Source organism: Streptomyces sp. NPDC029122 (genome assembly GCF_055569445.1).
This window is the reverse complement of record NZ_JBVHWK010000009.1, coordinates 151,334-169,290: the sequence shown is the minus strand read 5'-3', so window position 1 is coordinate 169,290 and position 17,957 is coordinate 151,334. Positions and strand designations below refer to the sequence as shown.

The 17,957-nt window shown below is 72.0% G+C and carries 17 protein-coding genes; 7 read left to right on the top strand and 10 right to left on the bottom strand.

Annotated elements, in window-relative coordinates; genetic code table 11:
- Positions 1 to 129 precede the first annotated feature (129 nt).
- The gene (locus tag ACZ4WZ_RS13995; RefSeq protein ID WP_467889441.1) at positions 130 to 2,067 is read left to right on the top strand and encodes an exo-alpha-sialidase; all 1,938 of its coding nucleotides are present in this window, start codon (positions 130 to 132) and stop codon (positions 2,065 to 2,067) included.
- 24 nt (positions 2,068 to 2,091) lie between these two features.
- Here ACZ4WZ_RS13995 and ACZ4WZ_RS13990 read toward each other — a convergent pair whose 3' ends face one another.
- The 6 genes from ACZ4WZ_RS13990 to afsR all read right to left on the bottom strand — a co-directional run bounded on the left by ACZ4WZ_RS13990 (position 2,092) and on the right by afsR (position 8,564).
- Positions 2,092 to 2,361 (bottom strand): hypothetical protein, encoded by a 270-nt coding sequence (locus ACZ4WZ_RS13990; protein ID WP_467889438.1) that lies wholly within the window; start codon positions 2,359 to 2,361, stop codon positions 2,092 to 2,094.
- Positions 2,362 to 2,398: 37 nt separating this feature from the next.
- Positions 2,399 to 3,460, bottom strand: coding sequence for a hypothetical protein (locus ACZ4WZ_RS13985; protein WP_467889435.1), 1,062 nt, complete (start codon positions 3,458 to 3,460; stop codon positions 2,399 to 2,401).
- Positions 3,460 to 3,849: a hypothetical protein gene (locus tag ACZ4WZ_RS13980; RefSeq protein WP_467889433.1), complete on the bottom strand. Its 390-nt coding sequence runs from the start codon at positions 3,847 to 3,849 to the stop codon at positions 3,460 to 3,462. The genes ACZ4WZ_RS13985 and ACZ4WZ_RS13980 overlap by 1 nt, the downstream gene beginning before the upstream one ends.
- Before the next feature lie 262 nt (positions 3,850 to 4,111).
- Entirely contained in the window at positions 4,112 to 4,843 is a 732-nt protein-coding gene (locus tag ACZ4WZ_RS13975; RefSeq protein WP_467889430.1) for a class I SAM-dependent DNA methyltransferase, read from the bottom strand.
- 277 nt (positions 4,844 to 5,120) lie between these two features.
- Entirely contained in the window at positions 5,121 to 5,321 is a 201-nt protein-coding gene (locus ACZ4WZ_RS13970; protein ID WP_467889427.1) for a hypothetical protein, read from the bottom strand.
- 192 nt (positions 5,322 to 5,513) lie between these two features.
- On the bottom strand, positions 5,514 to 8,564 hold the full coding sequence (gene afsR, locus ACZ4WZ_RS13965; RefSeq protein ID WP_467889424.1) for an SARP-family global regulator AfsR: 3,051 nt from the start codon (positions 8,562 to 8,564) through the stop codon (positions 5,514 to 5,516).
- A gap of 154 nt (positions 8,565 to 8,718) precedes the next feature.
- Between afsR and ACZ4WZ_RS13960 the strand changes: the two genes are divergently transcribed.
- Together ACZ4WZ_RS13960 and ACZ4WZ_RS13955 are read left to right on the top strand one after the other, a co-directional pair.
- Positions 8,719 to 9,939: an amidohydrolase family protein gene (locus ACZ4WZ_RS13960; RefSeq protein ID WP_467889422.1), complete on the top strand. Its 1,221-nt coding sequence runs from the start codon at positions 8,719 to 8,721 to the stop codon at positions 9,937 to 9,939.
- 109 nt (positions 9,940 to 10,048) lie between these two features.
- Positions 10,049 to 10,249 (top strand): type II toxin-antitoxin system VapB family antitoxin, encoded by a 201-nt coding sequence (locus ACZ4WZ_RS13955; protein ID WP_467889420.1) that lies wholly within the window; start codon positions 10,049 to 10,051, stop codon positions 10,247 to 10,249.
- A gap of 70 nt (positions 10,250 to 10,319) precedes the next feature.
- Here ACZ4WZ_RS13955 and ACZ4WZ_RS13950 read toward each other — a convergent pair whose 3' ends face one another.
- A complete protein-coding gene (locus ACZ4WZ_RS13950) occupies positions 10,320 to 11,405 on the bottom strand; it encodes an alpha/beta fold hydrolase (protein WP_467889417.1) in 1,086 nt (361 codons plus the stop codon).
- A gap of 236 nt (positions 11,406 to 11,641) precedes the next feature.
- Between ACZ4WZ_RS13950 and ACZ4WZ_RS13945 the strand changes: the two genes are divergently transcribed.
- Together ACZ4WZ_RS13945 and ACZ4WZ_RS13940 are read left to right on the top strand one after the other, a co-directional pair.
- Entirely contained in the window at positions 11,642 to 12,490 is an 849-nt protein-coding gene (locus ACZ4WZ_RS13945; RefSeq protein WP_467889414.1) for a helix-turn-helix domain-containing protein, read from the top strand.
- Complete coding sequence (locus tag ACZ4WZ_RS13940; protein ID WP_467889412.1) at positions 12,487 to 12,729, top strand: DUF397 domain-containing protein; 243 nt, start codon at positions 12,487 to 12,489, stop codon at positions 12,727 to 12,729. Before ACZ4WZ_RS13945 ends, ACZ4WZ_RS13940 begins: the two co-directional genes overlap by 4 nt.
- Positions 12,730 to 13,204: 475 nt before the next feature.
- Here ACZ4WZ_RS13940 and ACZ4WZ_RS13935 read toward each other — a convergent pair whose 3' ends face one another.
- The gene (locus ACZ4WZ_RS13935) at positions 13,205 to 13,531 is read right to left on the bottom strand and encodes a hypothetical protein (protein WP_467889409.1); all 327 of its coding nucleotides are present in this window, start codon (positions 13,529 to 13,531) and stop codon (positions 13,205 to 13,207) included.
- 744 nt (positions 13,532 to 14,275) lie between these two features.
- Here ACZ4WZ_RS13935 and ACZ4WZ_RS13930 point away from each other — a divergent pair.
- Positions 14,276 to 15,130 (top strand): trypsin-like serine peptidase, encoded by an 855-nt coding sequence (locus ACZ4WZ_RS13930; RefSeq protein ID WP_467889407.1) that lies wholly within the window; start codon positions 14,276 to 14,278, stop codon positions 15,128 to 15,130.
- A gap of 88 nt (positions 15,131 to 15,218) precedes the next feature.
- Here the strand turns inward: ACZ4WZ_RS13930 and ACZ4WZ_RS13925 are convergent, their stop codons facing one another.
- Both ACZ4WZ_RS13925 and ACZ4WZ_RS13920 read right to left on the bottom strand, forming a co-directional pair.
- Complete coding sequence (locus ACZ4WZ_RS13925; protein ID WP_467889404.1) at positions 15,219 to 16,124, bottom strand: hypothetical protein; 906 nt, start codon at positions 16,122 to 16,124, stop codon at positions 15,219 to 15,221.
- A 196-nt stretch (positions 16,125 to 16,320) separates the two neighbouring features.
- Positions 16,321 to 16,761, bottom strand: coding sequence for an NUDIX hydrolase (locus tag ACZ4WZ_RS13920; protein WP_467889401.1), 441 nt, complete (start codon positions 16,759 to 16,761; stop codon positions 16,321 to 16,323).
- Between the two features lie 311 nt (positions 16,762 to 17,072).
- Between ACZ4WZ_RS13920 and ACZ4WZ_RS13915 the strand changes: the two genes are divergently transcribed.
- The gene (locus tag ACZ4WZ_RS13915; RefSeq protein ID WP_467889398.1) at positions 17,073 to 17,957 is read left to right on the top strand and encodes a L,D-transpeptidase family protein; all 885 of its coding nucleotides are present in this window, start codon (positions 17,073 to 17,075) and stop codon (positions 17,955 to 17,957) included.

The window sequence follows — 17,957 nt, the reverse complement described above, 5'->3', positions numbered from 1 at the left end:
AAGAACTACCCCCCCCCCCCCCCCCCCGCCCTCCCCCCCCCCCCCCCCCCCCCCCCCCCCCCCCCCCCCCCCCCCCCCCCCCGGGCCGCCCTCGGCGCCCCTCCCCGCCACCCGCGTTAGCCTGCACGGGTGAGCTCGCAACAAGCAGGTGTTCGATTCCGCTGGGACGTCCGGATCTGGGCCGGGGCCGCCGTCGTCGCCGCCCTGGCCCTCGCCGCCGTAGTCCTGCTGCCCGGCGCGCCCGCCGGTGGAGGCAGGCCGGCCGGCGGACCCGCCGGCAAGAAGGCACCCGGACTGACCGCCGCCGTCTCCGCACCCTTCAGCGCCTTCACCGAGGGCTACGACTGCTACCGCATCCCCACCCTCATCACCACCAAGGACGGCACCCTGCTGGCCATCGCCGAGGCCCGCACCGCGAGCTGCAACGACATCGGCGACATCGACATCGTCCTCAAGCGCTCCACCGACGACGGCCGCACCTGGGGCCCCATGCAGGTCGTCCGCGGCGCCGGCGACCCCGGCGCCTACGGCAACCCCGTCCCCGTCGTCGACTCCGCCTCCGGACGCATCACCCTGCTCCACGCCTACAGCACCTGGACCCCCGACGCCGACGGCAACCGCGTACGCGGCCCCCGCGAACTGCGCCTGGCCCACAGCACCGACGACGGCGCCGGCTGGAGCACCGGCCCCGCCCCGCAGCCCCAGCTCAAGGGCGCCGACTGGGCCTGGGTCTCCGTCGGCCCCGGCCACGGCATCCAGCTCACCCCGACCCGCCCCGACCGCCCCGGCCGGCTCGTCGTCAGCGCCGACTACCGCACCGAGTCCAACGAATCCGGCGCCCAGCTCCTCTACAGCGACGACGGCGGCCTCACCTGGCGGCCCGGAGCCCGCTGGGGCGCCCCCGAAGGCACCCCCGCCCCCAACGAGCCCGCCCTGACCCAGCTGCCCGACGGCCGGATCTACATCAACGCCCGCTCCACCGCCACCTGCGGCACCGACGACCACCGCGTCTCCGCGATCGTCGAGGACGCCGCCGCGCCCACCGTCCCCGACCCCGGCTTCCTGCCCGTCACCGGCCTCCCGGCACCGCCCGCCTCCGGCTCCGTGCTCCAGCTCCCCGGCGGACCCCTGCTGCTGTCGGCGCCCAGCCGCCCCGGCGCCGAGTTCTCCGACCGCTGGACCCTGGCCGTGCGCACCTCGCAGGACGAGGGCCGCACCTGGTCCAAGGGCGGCGCCGTCGTCCTGCGCGAACGCGCCGGCTACTCCGACATGACGGTCCTGCCCGGCGGCCGGATCGGCATGCTCTACGAGACCGCCAACGGCACCCCGCACGGCTACATCAAGTTCACCGCGTTCGGCCCCCACGAACTCCGGGCCGCCACCGAGGACCTCACCCCCCGCCGAACCACCGACGCCACCCCCTTCCAGCACCACGCCGTCGTGCACGGCGCCCCCAGGCTCGGCAACCGACCCGACGGCGGGAAGACCATGCGCTTCGACGGCAAGGACGACTTCCTCCGCCTGATCAACTGCCCCGACGAACTGCGCCTCGGGGACGGCGACTTCGCCGTCACCACCTGGGTCAAGTACAAGACCCGCGGCCAGGACGAGGAGAGCGGCCTGCGCCAGCCCCTCGTCTGGGGCTACGGCCAGGGCCCGGCCGCCCGGCAGTTCCGCATCGAGGCCGACCCCGCCACCGGCCGCCTCGAAGCCACCGTCAACGCCGGCACCGGCCCCGCCTCGGTCGCCACCCGCACCCGCGTGGACGACGACACCTGGCACCACGTCGTCCTCCAGCGCAAGGGCACCCGCCTCGAACTCTCCGTCGACGGCGCCCCGCCCGCCACCACCGTACTGGCCCCCGACCAGATGGACCTCCGCCCCACCGGGGCCTTCACCATCCACCTCGGCACGCAGCCCGACTACAAGGCCTTCTACGCGGGCGCCCTGGACGACGTACGCATCTACGGCCGCGCCCTGTCCGCCAACGACACCGCCCGCCTCCGCGCCGGCCACGACGTCACCGACCAGGAACGGGTCCACCTCCCCTTCGACCGCGTCTGGTGACGCGGCTTGGACTTGTCCGGGCGATCACGTTCGCAGCCGGCTCAGGAGTGCTGCCGCTGTCGCGGTGCGCAGGAAGACATGGCCGCGCTTGTCGTAACGAGTGGCGAACGCGCGGTGCTGCTGCAGCCGGTTGATCGCTCGTTCGACGGTGTTGCCTTTCGCGTGCCGCTCTTCGTCGAAGCCAGGTGGCCGTCCGCCGCGTGAGCCCTTGCGCAGGCGGGCGGCCTGGCTGTCGGTTTTCTCCGGGATGGTGTGCCGGATGCCCCGACGCCGCAGATGGTCGCGGCATGGCATTGGGCCTCTTCGAACACGGACACGCCACTGCGGCGCCTCAAGATCCGCTCATCAGCGTATAGACGTTGGTGTCGACCGGTGCGGGCGCTGGCGGTGCGTCATCCGCGGGTTGTCCCGTAGGTGTGTTCTTGGTGGGATTCGGGGCAGGCGGCGACGTTGTGCCGCCCATGGGCTGTCCTACGGGGGACTCCTTGAAGTTCCGGAGGGCGCGATCCAATGCTGCGACTTCCCTCGCGACGACGAGGTTCGGTGTCTTCAAGACTTCGGAGACCAGCTTGGTGTTCTTCTCGATGCATCCCTCAGCGGGCTCCGCGGGGATCTTCCAGTTGTCGCCGTCGGGGTAGAACTCAGAGTTGGCGCCTGTGTCTACGAGGGCGATGGGGCCGATCTTGAGCTGCTGCCCACTGTCGTGTTCGAGGGTGACGTCCACCACGCCTAGCCACGGCGAGTTGCCGTCGGGGATATCGGGCAGTCCTACCGTGAGCATGAGGCGGTCGTGCTTGTTGGCGGTCACCTCGTAGCTGATCGTCTTCGTGAGGGTGAAGGGCTTGGCCGGTGGTACGGGCTGTTGATCATCCGGGATCTTGAACTGGTAGTTCGCCGAGACGACCACTTCCCCGCCGACTGCGGCGCACGGTTCCAGGGACTGGATCCGGTTGAACGTGATGCTGGCCTTCGTGACCAAGGAGGCGCCGTTGGCGATGTTCCCTAGCGTGATGTCGATGTGGGGCCCGTGGAGGTTGGTCATCTTCGTCCGCACCGGGTTCTCTCGGGTGGCATCGTATGTTTCCCCCTCGATACCTCCCTTGATGTAGGCCGATACTTGAGACACCGCGAGATTGGATTTCAGTTCCGGGCCGTGCCGGGCGAGGTCGTTGGACGCCTTGGAGTGTCCCTCGATCCTGATGACGAAGTACGTCACCACCGCTGCGCCGGCCAGGATGCCGGCGAGGCCGTACTGGACCCACCTGCGGTGCTTCGCTCGGTGGCCGGCTTCCTCGGGTGCCTCCGGAACGATGACGTTACCGTTCTGAGCGATGTACTGACGGGCGTTGCCGTGTGCGTTGTTCTCCTGGGCGCCCCTGTGATCGGCGGACATCATGATCCTGGCCGGGCGTCCGTATCGTCGTTAATCACGATCGTGCCGCGCTGGACGACGTACTGTCGGGACTGGTCGTGCGAGTGGTTGTTCTGGGTGAAGAACTGCTGCGCCTCCGGTGCCGACGCGCGGACCTGCTCGACGAGTGCCCGGAGCTCGTCTTCAAGGTCTGGACACTCCTCCAGGAGCTCCGTCAGCTTCACCCGCCAGCGATCTGCGAGCGCGGTCCGAATCTGGTCCTGCTCCGCCTCGGACGCCTGCTCCAGGTGGTGCGGGATTCGGTCGAGCTGCACGGAGATGCGCTGCTCCTCCCGATCACCCCCGCGGCTGAACAGTCGGGCCACGCCCCCCTTGGTGCTCTGCCAGGCGTCGGTTGCCGCAGCAGCCACGATCGCCCCGCCTCCCATGGCTGCCAGCTCAAGCAGTCCCTCTGTTAACACCCGCGATCTCCCATGTGGTTGTCAGCGGCCTTGTTGACTACGGCGTTTTCTGAGGCACACAACTTAATACACGGTCAGCTCATGGTGGTCCGAATCCGCCGGCTGGTCATAGGTGCGCGTACGGGGCGGCTGAGCGATCGGAGGCGCGGGTGGCGCGCGGTGGTGGACGGTGCCCCGCAGAGCACGACCACCCGCCCCATGGCGAGCACTACTAGGCGGTGGCCGCCTTGCGGGCCAGCAGGAGGCGCCAGTGCGGGGTGCCGTCCTCGCGGTGGCCGAAGTGTTCCAGCGGGACCGTCTCCACCGTGAAGCCGGCCGCCGTGAGGTCCGCGCGGACCGGGCCGAAGGGGAAGGTGCGGTAGTACATGACGAACGGCGGGCGCCACACCGCGTTGCGCAACCGCATCGCCGCGTCGAAGCCCGCCACCGCCCACCACAGCGGAGAGGTGAACGGCACCGGGGCGGAGACGGGGAAGGCGAAGACGCCGCCCGGCCGCAGCGCGCGGTGCACCCCGGCGAAGAGGGCGGGCCGCTCGGCCGGCAGGAAGTGCCCGAAGGCCCCGAAGCTCACCGCGAGGTCGTACGTGTCCCCGAGCGCGTCCGGCAGCGCCAGCGCGTCGGCCCGTACGAGGTCCACGCCGTCGGGATGCGCCCGCGCGGCCCGCGCCAGCATGCCCGCGCTGAGGTCGACCCCGGTGACCCGGTCCCGGCACAGCCGGCGCAGCATCCCCAGACCGGCGCCGGTACCGCAGCAGACGTCCAGGCCCGAGCCGAAGGAGCCCTCCCGCGCGGCGAGGGTCTCCTCGACGGCGTCGAGCATCCGGTCGGGCGTGCGGAACGGGGTCCGGTCGAACTTGGGCGCGAGCAGGTCGTAGCCGTGCTCGACGGACGAAAGGGCCTGGACGGCCAGTTCGCGCAGGCTGGGGCCCTGGGAAGTGAACACGGTCACATCCTACGGCCGTGCCCCCGCCGTCCACCCGGCCCGCCCGGGCGCGGGCACACGGAAGCGCGGCGGCCGCGGTGGTCCCCCTCCGGCCACCGCGGCCCCCGCGCGTCGTTCCCCCGTGCGGACGGCCCGGATTCCCCCGAATCCCCCGTGGACCGTCCGTCCCGGCGTTCTCCCCCCGTGCGCCCCCCGAGCGGTCCCCCCGTACGTCCCCCGTACGACCGCTCAAGGCCCCCCGTACGTTCCCCCCGTACGCCTTGCCGTGCTCCCGGTGTTACGGGAGCGGGCCGGACGCGTGGTTGTCCAGCGAGACGATCTCCTCGCCGGAAGCGTGGACCCCGTCCGGGGTCTCTCCGGGCTGCGCCACCGGCGGCTCCGCGGGAAGATCCCGCGGATCGACCTCGGCGCCCGAGGCGTGGTTGTCGAACGGTCTGATGTCTCCGTCGAGCGGCAGGCTGTTCTCGTTCGTCGTCATCGGATCTCCAGATCGTGTGTCGGGCCCGTTCGGCGGTTCCCCCGTGGACCGCCGAACGGGTAGTCCTCCAACCGGCCCGGATGCCCCCCGAAGCGCCGGGTCGATGTATCCATGGTGGCGTGCGGCGATAAACGAACGATGAACGTCCACGTCCATCGCGAAGCCGCCCGGCCGCCGCCCCGACCGGGTCGGTCAGGCGGCCAGTTCCGACGCCAGCAGGGCCCGCACCTCGGCCAGTTCGGCGGATCCCAGCTGGGCGAACACGGTCTCCGCGTCCCGCCAGCAGGCCCGCGCCCGGTCCGGCTGGCCCAGGCGCCGCAGCGCCTTCCCGAGGACGGTCAGCACCGTCGCCCGGCGCCACTCCCCGCCGATGCCGCGCAGCGCGATGGCCTGCTCGGCGTGCTTGGCCGCCAGGGTGGGCCGCAGCGCCGCCAGGTGGGCCTCGGCGAGCCGGAAGTGCGTGACGCCCTCCCACAGCGGCTGGCGGTTGTCGTGGAACAGCGACAGGGCCTCACCGAGCTGGGCGAGGGCCTCGCCGAGCCGGCCGGCCTGGGTGAGGGCGATGCCCAGCGCGTAGCGGCCGTTGGCCAGGCGCAGGGTCAGGCCCATCCGGTCGTAGACGGCGATGCCCTGCTGGGCGAGGTCGATGGCGCTGCCGAGCCGGCCCAGGCCGACGTGGATGCGGGAGAGGTTGCACAGGGCGCTGGCCTCGCCGATGTGGTTGTCGTCGGCGCGGAAGTTCTCTATGGCCTCCAGCAGGTAGCGCTCGCCGTCCTCGTAGCGGTTCTGGTAGAGGGCGATGATCCCGCGGTCGTTGGGGGCCCAGCAGCTGGGCAGCGGGTCGCCGGCCTCGCGCGCCAGGTCCATGGCCTGGCGGGCCTCGTCGTCGGCCTCGCAGAAGCGCCCGGCGAAGAGGTGGACCATGGTCAGGGTGGTGCGCGCCCGGCCCTCCGCGCGCGGGTCACGCGCGGCGCGGGCGGCCTCGCAGAGGGTCAGTGCGGCGGACTCGTACTGCTTGGAGTTGGCACCGGACTCGGACAGGTCCTTGGCCGCCCACAGCAGGTCCACGGACCGGCGCAGGGCCCCCGGGCGGCCGGCCGACTGCCGTACGCAGGCCAGCAGCGGGTCGGCCTCGGCGAAGAGCCAGTCGAGGGCGGCGCGGGGGTCGGTGAGGACCAGGCCGGGGTGGCGGGTGGCGCTGAGGTGGGCGGGGAGCCGGTCCCCGGGGCGCTCGACGGAGTACACGCGGGCGGCGGTGGCGAGGTAGAAGTCGAGGAGCCGGTCGAGGGCGTCCTCGCGGCCCGGGGCCTGCTCGTCGCGTTCGGCGCACGCACGCGCGTAGAGGCGTACGAGGTCGTGGAAGCGGTAGCGGCCGGGCGCGGCGGATTCCAGCAGGGAGCAGTCGACTAAAGCCTCCAGGAGGTCCTCGGTGTCGTGCTCGGGCAGGTCGAGGACGGCGGCCGCGGCGGCCAGGGAGACGTCGGGGCCGTCGGCGAGCCCGAGCAGGCGGAAGGCGCGCTGCTGGGCGGGCTCCAGCTGGCCGTAGCCCAGCTCGAAGGTGGCCTTGACGGCGAGGTCGCCGGCCTGGAGCTCGTCGAGGCGGCGGCGCTCGTCGGCGAGCTTGGCGGCGAGGACGGAGACGGTCCAGGTGCGGCGGGCGGCGAGCCGGGACGCGGCGATGCGGATGGCGAGCGGCAGGAACCCGCAGGCGCCGACGACGTCGAGGGCGGCCTGGCGTTCGGCGCCGACCCGTTCGGCGCCCACTATGCGGGTGAACAGCTGCAGGGCCTCCTCGGGGCTCATCACGTCGAGGTCGACGAGATGGGCCCCGGCGAGGCCCGACATCCGGACCCGGCTGGTGACGAGGGCGGCGCAGCCGGCGGTGCCGGGCAGCAGCGGCCGGACCTGGGCGGCGTCCCGGGCGTTGTCGAGCAGGACCAGGACGCGGCGGCCGTCGAGGATCGAGCGGTAGAGCGCGGCCCGGTCGGCGGGGGAGTCGGGGATGGAGCTGTCGGGGGTGCCGAGGGCCCGCAGGAAGGAGCCGAGGACGGCTTCGGGGAGGGCGGGGCGGGGGTCGGTGCCCTGGAGGTCGACGTAGAGCTGGCCGTCGGGGAAGTGGGGGCGGGCGGCGTGCGCGAGGTGCACGGCGAGGGTGGTCTTGCCGACACCGCCGATGCCGGCCAGCGCGGAGACGGCCATGACCTGCCCGTCGGCGCCGGCGAGGATCTCCCCGAGTTCGGTGACGAAGGCGGCGCGCCCGGTGAAGTCGGGCACGGTGGCGGGCAGCTGGGCGGGCCTCACGGGGACGGGTGCGGCGGCGGGCGCGGGGTCCTCGGCGCGGGCGAGTTCGGCGTCGGCGTTCAGGATCCGCTGCTGGAGCGCGGAGAGCTCGGGGCGGGGGTCGACGCCGAGTTCCTCGGCGAGGAGCCGGCGGGTGTCCGCGTACACGGCGAGGGCCTCGGCCTGCCGGCCGCTGCGGTAGAGGGCGAGCATCAGCAGCTCGCGCAGCCGTTCCTGGAGGGGGTGGGCGGCGGTGAGGGCGGTGAGCTCGGAGACGGCCTCGGCGTGGTGGCCGACCTCCAGGTCGAGGTCGAGGCGGGTTTCCAGCAGCTGGAGGCGCCATTCGGACAGACGGGTGCGCTCGGTCTCGGCGTGCGGGCCGGGGACCCCGGCGAGGGGCTCGCCGTCCCACATCTCCAGGGCGCGGGCCAGCAGCGTGCGGGCGAGGGTGCGGTCCCCGGCGGCGCGCGCCTTCTCGGCGTCGGCGGCGAGGCTGCGGGCGATGCCGAGGTCCAGGGCCTCCTGGTGGCGCAGCCGGATGGCGTAGCCGCCGGCGTCGCTGACGAGCAGCCCGGGTTCGAGGACCTTGCGCAGCCGGGAGGCGTAGGTGCGGATGGTGGCGAGGGCCTGCTGCGGGGGGTCGTCGCCCCAGATGGCGTCGATGAGTTCGGGTGCGGTGGCGGTGCGGCCGTCGCGCAGGAGCAGTACGGCGAGCAGTGCGCGCTGCTGGGGGCTGCCGGAGGGCAGGGCCTCGCCGCCGCGCCAGGCGCGGACGGGGCCGAGGACGGCGAAGCGGTTGTCGGCGGTGGCGGTGGCGGTGGCGGTGGCGGGGGCCGGGGCCGGGGCGGGGGCCGCGTGCGCGCCGGGGGACGCGGGGGTGTCCGGGGGCGTGCTGGTGCTGGTGCGGGACCGGGCCGCTTCGGGGTGGTTCCGCTGGTGCGGGATGGCCGGTACGCCGTCCATCTGTCGTCCCCCCTGCCTTCCGTCGGTTTAAGGGTCAGTCTGCCCTGTGTCGCGCGTACGCGTCAGCCCGCAGCGGAGCCATCCGCTCCTGGCCGGGGCGCGACTGCGGCCGGAGTAGCTGACGGTTCGTCAGATCAGCGCTACGGTAGAGCGCATGGAGACCTTCCCGAAGATCATCTCGGTGGACGACCACACGGTTGAGCCCCCCAACGTCTGGCGGGACCGGCTCCCGTCCAAGTACCGCGACACCGGCCCCCGGATCGTCCGCGCCCCCCTGAAGGAAATGACCTTCCTCGGCGGCAAGTTCGCACCCGTCATGGGCGCCAGGGGCGACGAGGGCCCGGTCGGCGACTGGTGGGTGTACGAGGATCTGCACCGGCCGCTCACCCGCCTCGACACCGCGGTGGGGTACGACCGTGACGAGATCAAACTGGAAGTCATCACCTACGAGCAGATGCGCCCGGGCTCCTTCTCGGTTCCCGAGCGGCTCGCCGACATGGACGTCAACCACGTCCAGTCCGCCCTCTGCTTCCCCACCTTCCCGCGCTTCTGCGGCCAGACCTTCACCGAGGCCAAGGACCGCGAGCTCGGGCTGCTCGGCGTACGCGCCTACAACGACTGGATGGTGGAGGAGTGGTGCGGCCCCGAGGCGCACGGCCGCCTCATCCCGCTGACCCTGGTCCCGCTGTGGGACGCGCACCTCGCCGCCGCCGAGGTCCGCCGCAACGCCGCCCGGGGCGTGCGCGCGGTCGCCTTCTCCGAGATACCACCCCACCTGGGGCTGCCGTCGATCCACACCGACGAGTGGGACCCCTTCCTCCGGGCCTGCGACGAGACCGGCACGGTCATCGCCATGCACATCGGCTCCTCGTCGAGGATGCCGTCCACCTCGGCGGACGCCCCGCCGGCCGTCGGCTCCACCATCACCTTCGCCAACTGCTGCTTCTCGATGGTCGACTGGCTGATGAGCGGCAAGTTCGAGCGCTTCCCGAACCTGAGGGTCATGTACGCGGAGGGCCAGATCGGGTGGATCCCGTACATCCTGGAGCGCGCCGACGTGGTCTGGGAGGAGAACCGGGGCTGGGGCGGAGTCGCCGACAAGGTGCACCGCCCGCCGTCCGAGCTCTTCGCGGAGCACGTCTTCGGCTGCTTCTTCGACGACGCCTTCGGACTGCGGAACCTGGGCGCCATCGGGGTGGGCAACGTTCTCTACGAGACGGACTACCCCCACTCGGACTCCACCTGGCCGAAGTCCCGCGAGGTCGGCGAGGCGCAGATGGGCCACCTGGACGCGGAGGTGGTGGACCGCATCGTGCGCGGCAACGCGATCGACCTGCTGGGTCTGACGGCGGAGGGGTTCTGGGCGGGGGCGTAGGGGGGCGGGGGCGCCTGCTTTCAGCCGCAAAACACGACATCCGGGGCGGGTCCCTCGGTATCGTCCCGGCGGGCGGAGGCAGGTAGTCCCCGCGTCGAGGAGGCTCGCCATGGCCAGAACCACCCTCGATGTGGACGATGCCCTGCTGGCGGAGGCCGCGGAGATCTTCGGCACGAAGACGAAGGCCGCCACGGTCAACGCAGTCCTTCAGGACGCCATCAACCGCCGTAAGCGGACGCAGTTCCTGGACCGGCTCGCCGAAGGTGGCCTACCGGACCTGACCGGTCCGGGAGGGCGGCCCGAGGTCTGACGCCGAGGGTGTGTGTGGCGGCCCATGTAACGGTCGTCCCGCGCGGCACCCGGAGTGACGCCGGGGGCCGTCAGGCGGTGGTGGGGGCGGCCGTCACGGCCGGGCGGACGTGGGTCAGGAGGAGCTCCAGGAAGCGCTCCGGGTGGCGCAGCGCCGCGAAGTGGCTCGCGTCCTCGATCAGCTCGAACGCCTTCACCGGAGCCTCGACCGCGTCGAAGTACGCCTTCGCCCGCGCCGCCGGGGTGATCACGTCCCGGGCGCCCTGGAAGACGAAGAACGGCATCCGGAAAGTGGTCCCCTCCGCCCAGACGTCGATGTCGTGGGAGCCGGGCGTGACGGACTCCGAGAAGCCCTGGGCCCTGAAGTACGCCGCGATCCGCCCGAGGGAGTACAGCGGCGACAGCCACATCGAACCCAGGACCACCTTCTTCACGGTGTCCAGCGTCAGCGGGTCGCTGCCCGCGCACAGCTTGTCGTACGCGGTCCGCTGCTTCGGGGTCCACCGGCGCGGATCCGGCCCCATCGCCTCCACCTCCGCCACGGCCTTGGCCTTGCCCGCCGACCGGAGCCGCTCCAGGGTGGCGTCGTACGCGGAGGTGTCGCGGCCCGCCTCCAGGACGTTCTGGTCGGTGCCGACGTACGCGGAGTAGAGCTCGGGGTGCTCGCGGGCCAGGCGGAGCCCGAAGGCCGTGCCGAAGGAGTTCGCCATGAGGACGACGCGGTCGACGCCGAGGCGCTCGCGGACGTGGTGGGTGACCTCGAGGGCGTCCGCGTAGAGCTGTTCGAAGGTGGCGGGCCCCTGGGCGGGCGCGCCGCCGTTGGCGAAGGTGAGGCCGGCTCCGCGCATGTCCCACCGGACGAGGGTGAAGTGCCGCTCCCAGCACCGTGTGCGCGCCCCGTAGGGGGAGTTGGCCGCCCCCGGCCCGCCGTGGATTTCCAGCAGCACCGGGTTCGCCCGGTCCTCGCCCCGGATCGAGACCCACTGGTCGATCCCGCCGATGCGGACGAACCCCTGCTCGTCGATGCCGTCCGGCGTCTCGATCCGCATCAGGCGCGCGTGGGCGGCCCGGCGGAGGGCGCGGTGGGTGAGGAGGGCGGCGAGAGGTGCGGTGAGGGTGAGGGCGGTGGTGGTGGCGAGGGTGACGGCGGTCAGCATTACTGTTTCCTCCGGACACTGTTTGTCTGTTGAGGGGGAGCTTACGTGAAGACGGCGGCTTGTAAAGGCCGTTGGTGATCGCGGATGGCCGGATTCGATCGAGGTGCTGCTACTGGGGCGCTGTACGAGTCGGGGCGCTGGGCGGTGGGGAAGAGGGCCACGAACATGGCGCGGAGGTGCGTGAGTTGGGGGTGTCAGGGGTGTCAGGGGTGTCAGGGGTGTCAGAGGTGGAGCGCGTGAACGACGCCGACTGTGAGACCGAAGAGGAAGAAGAGGGCTTCGAGGACCCGAACGGGGCCCTCCGCAGCTTCGCGGCCGTCCTGAAGGCCTTCCGAAAACGCGCCCGCCTGACCCAGGAGGGCCTGGGCGAGCTGATCGGCTACTCCCCGCAGTACATCGCCTCGGTGGAGCAGGCCCGCCGTTACCCGAGTGAACGGCTGGTGGAGCTGGTCGAGGAACAGCTCGACTGCTTCGGGGCGGTGAAGGGCGCGGCCCAGTACCTGACGCGGCCGAGGCGGGTGGCGTCGTGGTTCCGCAAGTGGGCACTGCTGGAGCCCACGGCGCTGAGCCTGTACACGTACGAGTGCCGGATGGTGCCGGGGTTGTTGCAGACGGAGGGGTATGCGCGGGGAATGTTCGCGGAGCGGGTTCCGCCCCTGGAGGACGATAAGGTCGAGAGCCAGCTCACGGAGCGGCTGGAACGCCAGCGCATACTGTCTGCGCTGCCCAAATCTTCCTTCAGCTTCATCCTTGAGCAGTCGATCTTCGATCGATGCTTCGGAGGGGCTGACTCCATGAGTGATCAGATCTCCCGCATCGTGGACCTGATCCGACTGCGCAATGTGACCGTCCAGGTGATGCCCAGGGATCAGACCGATCACGCGGGCATCTCCGGCCCCCTCAGGCTCTTGGAGACGCCTGACCATCAATGGTTTGGGTACGGCGAAGGTCAGCGCACGGGGGTGCTCATCTCGGACCCGGCAGAGGTCAGCATCCTCCAGCAGCGGTATGCCAAACTGCGTTCGCAGGCTCTCAACCCGGCTGACTCCTTGGGCCTGTTGGAGAGAACGCGAGGAACGCCATGAGCAACTCCGATCTGCGCTGGTTCAAGAGCAGTTACAGCAGCAGCGACAACGACAGCTGCGTCGAAGTAGCCCTCTCCTGGCACAAGTCGACGTACAGCAGTGCCGACGGTGACGACTGCGTAGAGGTGGCCACCTGCGCGCAGGCCGTCCACGTCCGGGACTCCAAGGTGACGGCCGGTCCCGAGCTGGCCCTGGCCCCTGCGGCCTGGGTGGCCTTCCTCGGCGGCGTCACGGGCTGACGGGGTTCCGGCCGGGCGGTCTCGGAGAAGGTCGGGGGCTTCCCGTCAGTCCCATCGTCCTTCCGCGTCGGGCCGGCCTGTCAAGGGCGCTCCTTCGTCGCGTCGCTTCGCGATGGCCTTCGGCCACCCTTGACAGACCGTCCCGCCACGGAAAAACGAAGACTGCCGGGAAACCCCCAAAAGAACGGCACGGTCCATGGTGGAGGGACGGCCGTGTCAGGGACGAGCGAGGGACCGGGCGTCCCGACCCCACCCCGCATCCGGCCCCCGGCATGCCCTCCAGGGCCGGGACAGGCGCGTCAGATCGCTACGCGCTTCTCTCGTCTCAGCGTCCGACGGCCGTCTTGGGCCGATAGCCGCTGCAGAGGGTGACGAGAAGCTCGCCAGGGACGGACAGGCATCAGATCGCTGCACGCGATCCTCGTGATGTCATCAGATGTCGATCAGAGGCGCATCAGGGGACGACCGGGACCCATCACTTCCATCCGGTGGCGGCGTGGATCGCGTCGCGCTCCTCGGAGGTGGCGGGGCGGAAGTCGAGGCGCTCGCCGTACCAGTCGAGGACTCCGTTGCGGAGCTCAGCGGCCAGCTCGTCGAGTCCGTCGGTCTCGAACATGTCGTTCGCATCCGACGGACGTCCCGGTGCCGCCGTCTGGAAGAGGACAACCTGGATGAAGTCGAAGGCTTCCTCGCCACGGTCATAGGTGAGCTCGCCCGTGGTGATCCGTACGTAGAACGGCAGCCCGTCACGGTCTTCGCCGATGCCCAGGACACCATTCAGATCCACGTGCTCCCGACTCATGCGCCCATTGTCCGCTCCGGACGGCCGCCGATACATGAGGAACACATACCGGCCCGTCGCGCCTGACCGCGTCCTGCACCGCTCTGATCACCATGTCGTGCGGGTATCAGCCCCGGGCGCTCGGTGGACGCCATGCCGAGAGGAGCGCGTAGCGCTCTGATGCGCCTGTCGGCTCCTGGCGGGCTTCTCGTCACCGTCTGGTGCGGGGATCAGCCCCCGAGGCCTGCTGTCGCTGAGCCGGGAGGAGCGCGTAGCGATCTGTCGCGCCCCCTGGCTCCGGGTGAGGTGGAGAGGGGCCCGGATGCCCGGTGGGGCGGGGTCCGGTCCCTCGACTGGTCTGTGACGGACCCGTCCCTTCTCCTCTGGACCGTCCCGTTTCTTTGGGGGGTTCCCGGCAGTCCTTGTCTTTCCGGGGCGGGACGGTCGGTCAAGGGTGGAGCGAAGCGACATCGCGTAGCGACGCGAACGAAGTGAGCGCCCTTGAGGGACCGGCACGCACCGGAAGGACGATGGGACTGACGGGAAACCCCCAAACCCTCCCCGACCCGGCCCCACCAGGGCTCCGTCCCCGTGTCCCGCCCCTCATCCGGTCTGCCCGCGCCGCGACGAACGCCGGGGGCAGCGCCCGCCTCCGTCGGGATTCGGCCAGGCTGGTTCCCGCCAACCCCGGTCCGCCCGGCCCTCCGGCCTTGCCCTTCGGTGCGCCCCCAAGGCATGCTCGCCACGGGCGAAGCGGGAGGGATCATGGCGGTGGACAAGCGGTCCGTGGTGACGGCGGTGCTGTGTGCGTTGGCGGCGCTGGGTGCCTCCGCGGCGGTGGCCGAGTTGGCTCCGCCTCCTGAGGGGGCCGCTCCCGTGCGGGCCAAGTCGGCCCTGCCCTCGGCGTCACCGACCGGGCCGTCACGGCCGCAGGTGTCCAAGCCGCAGCTCGCCACGCCGCCGCCGGCCGCCACGTCGCCCGCCGCCGCGAACCCCCGCCCCGGCGGGACCGCCGCGTTCACCGGCGCCCTCTTCACCGGGGGCCTCGACGGTGAGCACTTCTGCACCGCGACCGTGGTGCGCAGCCCCGGCAAGAACCTGATCGTCACCGCCGGCCACTGCCTGCTGGAGGGCAAGCAGACCGGTGGCGCCGGAGCCGTCTTCGCTCCCGGGTACGTGAACGGAACGGCCCCCTACGGCGTGTGGAAGCTCGAGGAGGTCTACGAGGACGAGCGCTGGGCCGAGGGCACCGACGACGACTACGACCTCGCCTTCGCCCGCCTCGCCCCCGACGACAAGGGCCGCGCCATCGAGGACGTCACCGGCGGCGCGCCGCTGGACACCTCCGGCCGCGCGGGCGAGGAGGTCACGGTGACGGGCTACCCCGCCGACCGCAAGGTTCCGCGTACCTGCACGGCGGTCGCCGTCCGCACCGGCGAGCGGGAGCAGCGCTTCGACTGCGCCGATTTCCCCGGCGGCACCAGCGGCAGCGCCTGGATCGGCCGCGACGGGAAGATCATCGGCATCCTGACGGGCGGGGACACGGACGACGTCTCCACGAGCACGGTCCTCGGCGACTACGCGGCCAGGCTCTACGCGCGGGCCACCGCCCAGCGCTGACCCGGTCGGCCCGGTGGGTCACCGGGCCGACCGGGCCGTCGGACATCCGCACATCCGCAGACGAACCGCCGGGCCGGCCGTCGTCCGCTCAGACACCGCCTTCGATGAGGGTCCAGCCCGAGGAGACCTGGGCGAGCGGGCCCACGTTGGCGTAGTTGCCGTTCGAGAGGGTCGAGGTCCAGGCCGTGCCGTCGTTCTTGTAGAAGAACAGGCTGTCGGAGGTCCGGCCCACCTTGTCCCAGATGCCGGAGGTGCCGATCTTGCGGAAGGAGATGCCGCCGCCGTCGGTGGCCTTGGACACCCGGAACTCCAGCTGGCCGCCGGCCCGCGCCCAGGACAGCACCGAGTCCTTCGTCGCGGTCAGCTCCCCGAGGAAGTCGTCCCTCGGGATGCTGCCCTTGTCCGTGTAGACGCCGCCCGAGAGCGTCCCGTAACCGACGTTGCTCCAGGGGAATTCGGTCCCCCCGTGCCGGGCCGCCGCGACCAGCGTGTCGCAGGAGGCGGCCATGGTGCCCCAGTTGGAGCTGAAGTTGTCGTAGACGCGGCCCTCTCGGTACAGGCCGTTCTTGAGGGTGCCTGTGACGCCGTTGCCGTCGCTCTTGTAGAAGATCACGGAGTCGCCGGAGGCCTCGACGAAGGTCCAGCCCGTGGAGAAGTTGTCGTAGGACTCGGTGCGGCTGTACCGCCCGTCCTTGAAGGTGCCGGTTTCCCCGGCGCCGGTGTCCTTGTTGTAGAGCACCAGCGAGTCGCGGCTCGCGGCGGCGTGCGTGTACCCGGCCGCGAGGCGCAGCGTCGACACGGCCTGCCAGCGGCCTCCGGAGAGGGTGCCGGTACCGGCTTCGCCGGTGCTCGCCTTGTAGAACAGGATCGAGTTGTTCGGCGGCGTTTCGTTGCAGTACGCGGATACGGCACCGGCGGGCGTGGCCGGGCCGGCCAGCAGGACGGCCGTCGCGGAAGTGACAGTGGCAAGTGCCGCCGCCAGGGATTTCCTCATGGATGCTCCCCTTTCCTCGCACTCGGACGCGTGCGGCCGGCCCGTCGGGGGGCGCGCGCGTACCGCAGCAGTGCGGTCTGAAGGAGGACGTTCGTACGCACGGCCTGGCCGGCCCCCTCGGCGGCATCGGCCGCCGCCGCTCGAGCGTCCTCGTCCATCCTGCGCCGCCCGTGGCCGCCCCGCATCTCGGTGCGGTTCAGGCGAGCAGCCCCAGGTGCACCGGCTCGGCGGGGGTGCGGGCGAGGAGCTCGGGCAGGCGCGGGGGCCAGAGCGGTTCGCCGAGGCCGGCGAGGCGTTCGGGGGAGAGCCACTGCCAGTGGATGCCGGGGGCTTCGAGCACCGGCTCGCGGCGGGGGCCCGTGGTGACGTAGATGTGCTCGTGCTGGCGGACCCGGACGCCCTGGTGGGTGAAGTCGTGCTCCCAGGTGCACAGCAGCCGCTGCGGCTCCAGGTCGGTCCACCCGGTCTCCTCGCGCAGCTCGCGCCGCACGCATTCCTCCGGGGTCTCTCCCGGGTCCATCCCGCCGCCCGGGGGCAGCCAGTGGATGCCGACTTCGATGTTGTTCTCGCGGAACAGGAACACCGATCCGCTGGGGGAGAGGACGACAATGCGGGCTGCCTGGCGCGGAGTTCTCATCAGATCAGGGTAAGTCGGGCGGTACCGGGGCGGGAGGGGTCGGAGGAGTGCGGGCGTGCCGGAGTGCCGGGCGCGGCCCGCCGCTCCACCGGCCCCCGCGACGCTTCCGCTTCCGCTCCCGGAGCCGACCCCGGGCCCGGGCCGGGCCGGCGCCGCGCCGACGGTGTCCGGCACCGGCCCGCTGACGGAGCCCGGCGGCGTCCCGGGCCCGACGGCGGGCCGGGCGGCGGCGTCCGTTTTCCGGCGCCGCACGGTGCGCGGCGCACCGCCGTTCGCGGGGAACGATGATCACCTGATGTACCTTCGGGTGGATGAGCAAGCACGCCCGAGCCGGCTCCCGCTTCCGGACCGGTGGCCGCACGCCGTCCCGTACGGGCCCCCGCGCGGCCGAACGCCGACGTTCCGCTTCGGCCGCCCGTCCGCCGAAGGCCCTGATCGCCGTGGCCGTCCTCGGCCTGCTGACCTTCGCCGCCGGCTGGGTGCACGCCCTGCACGAGCAGCCCGGCGCGCCCGTCCCGGCGGCCCGTTCGGACGCCCGCCCGCAGGCCGCCCCCGCGCAGGGCGCCCCCGCCCACGCCACCCGCGGCACGCCCCGCGCGGACGCGCTCCACGGCCTCCCGGCCTCCCTCAGTGCGGCGACCCGTGCCCGGATCCCGGCGATCGCCCGCCAGCTGGTGCTGGTCACCGGCAGGGCGAAGGACTCCTCGGACTCCACCGTCACCTTCTTCCAGCGGACCGCCGCGGGCGCCGACTGGACCGCCGCCGGGCACTGGCCGGCCCGCAACGGCGCCAAGGGCTGGTCGACCGAGCGCCAGTACGGGGACCTGACCTCCCCGCAGGGCGTGTTCTCCCTGACCGACGCGGGCGGGCTGCTGCCGGCCCCGCCCGGCACGAAACTCCCGTACGACCAGGACCAGGGTTTCGTCCCCTCGGGCCGGGGCGTGAACGGCGAGTCCCTGGACGGTTCCTTCGACTACGTCGTGGCCATCGACTACAACCGCCGCAAGGGGGTCTCCCCGCTCGACCCGGGCATGCCGGAGGGTGAGGACAAGGGCGGCAACATCTGGCTCCACGTGGACCACGACGGCCCCTCCCAGGGCTGCGTCGGCCTCCCCAGGGAGGCGATGAGGCAGCTGCTGCGGACCCTGGACCCGGCGGCGAAGCCGGTCATCGCCATGGGTCCCGCCGGGTTCTGA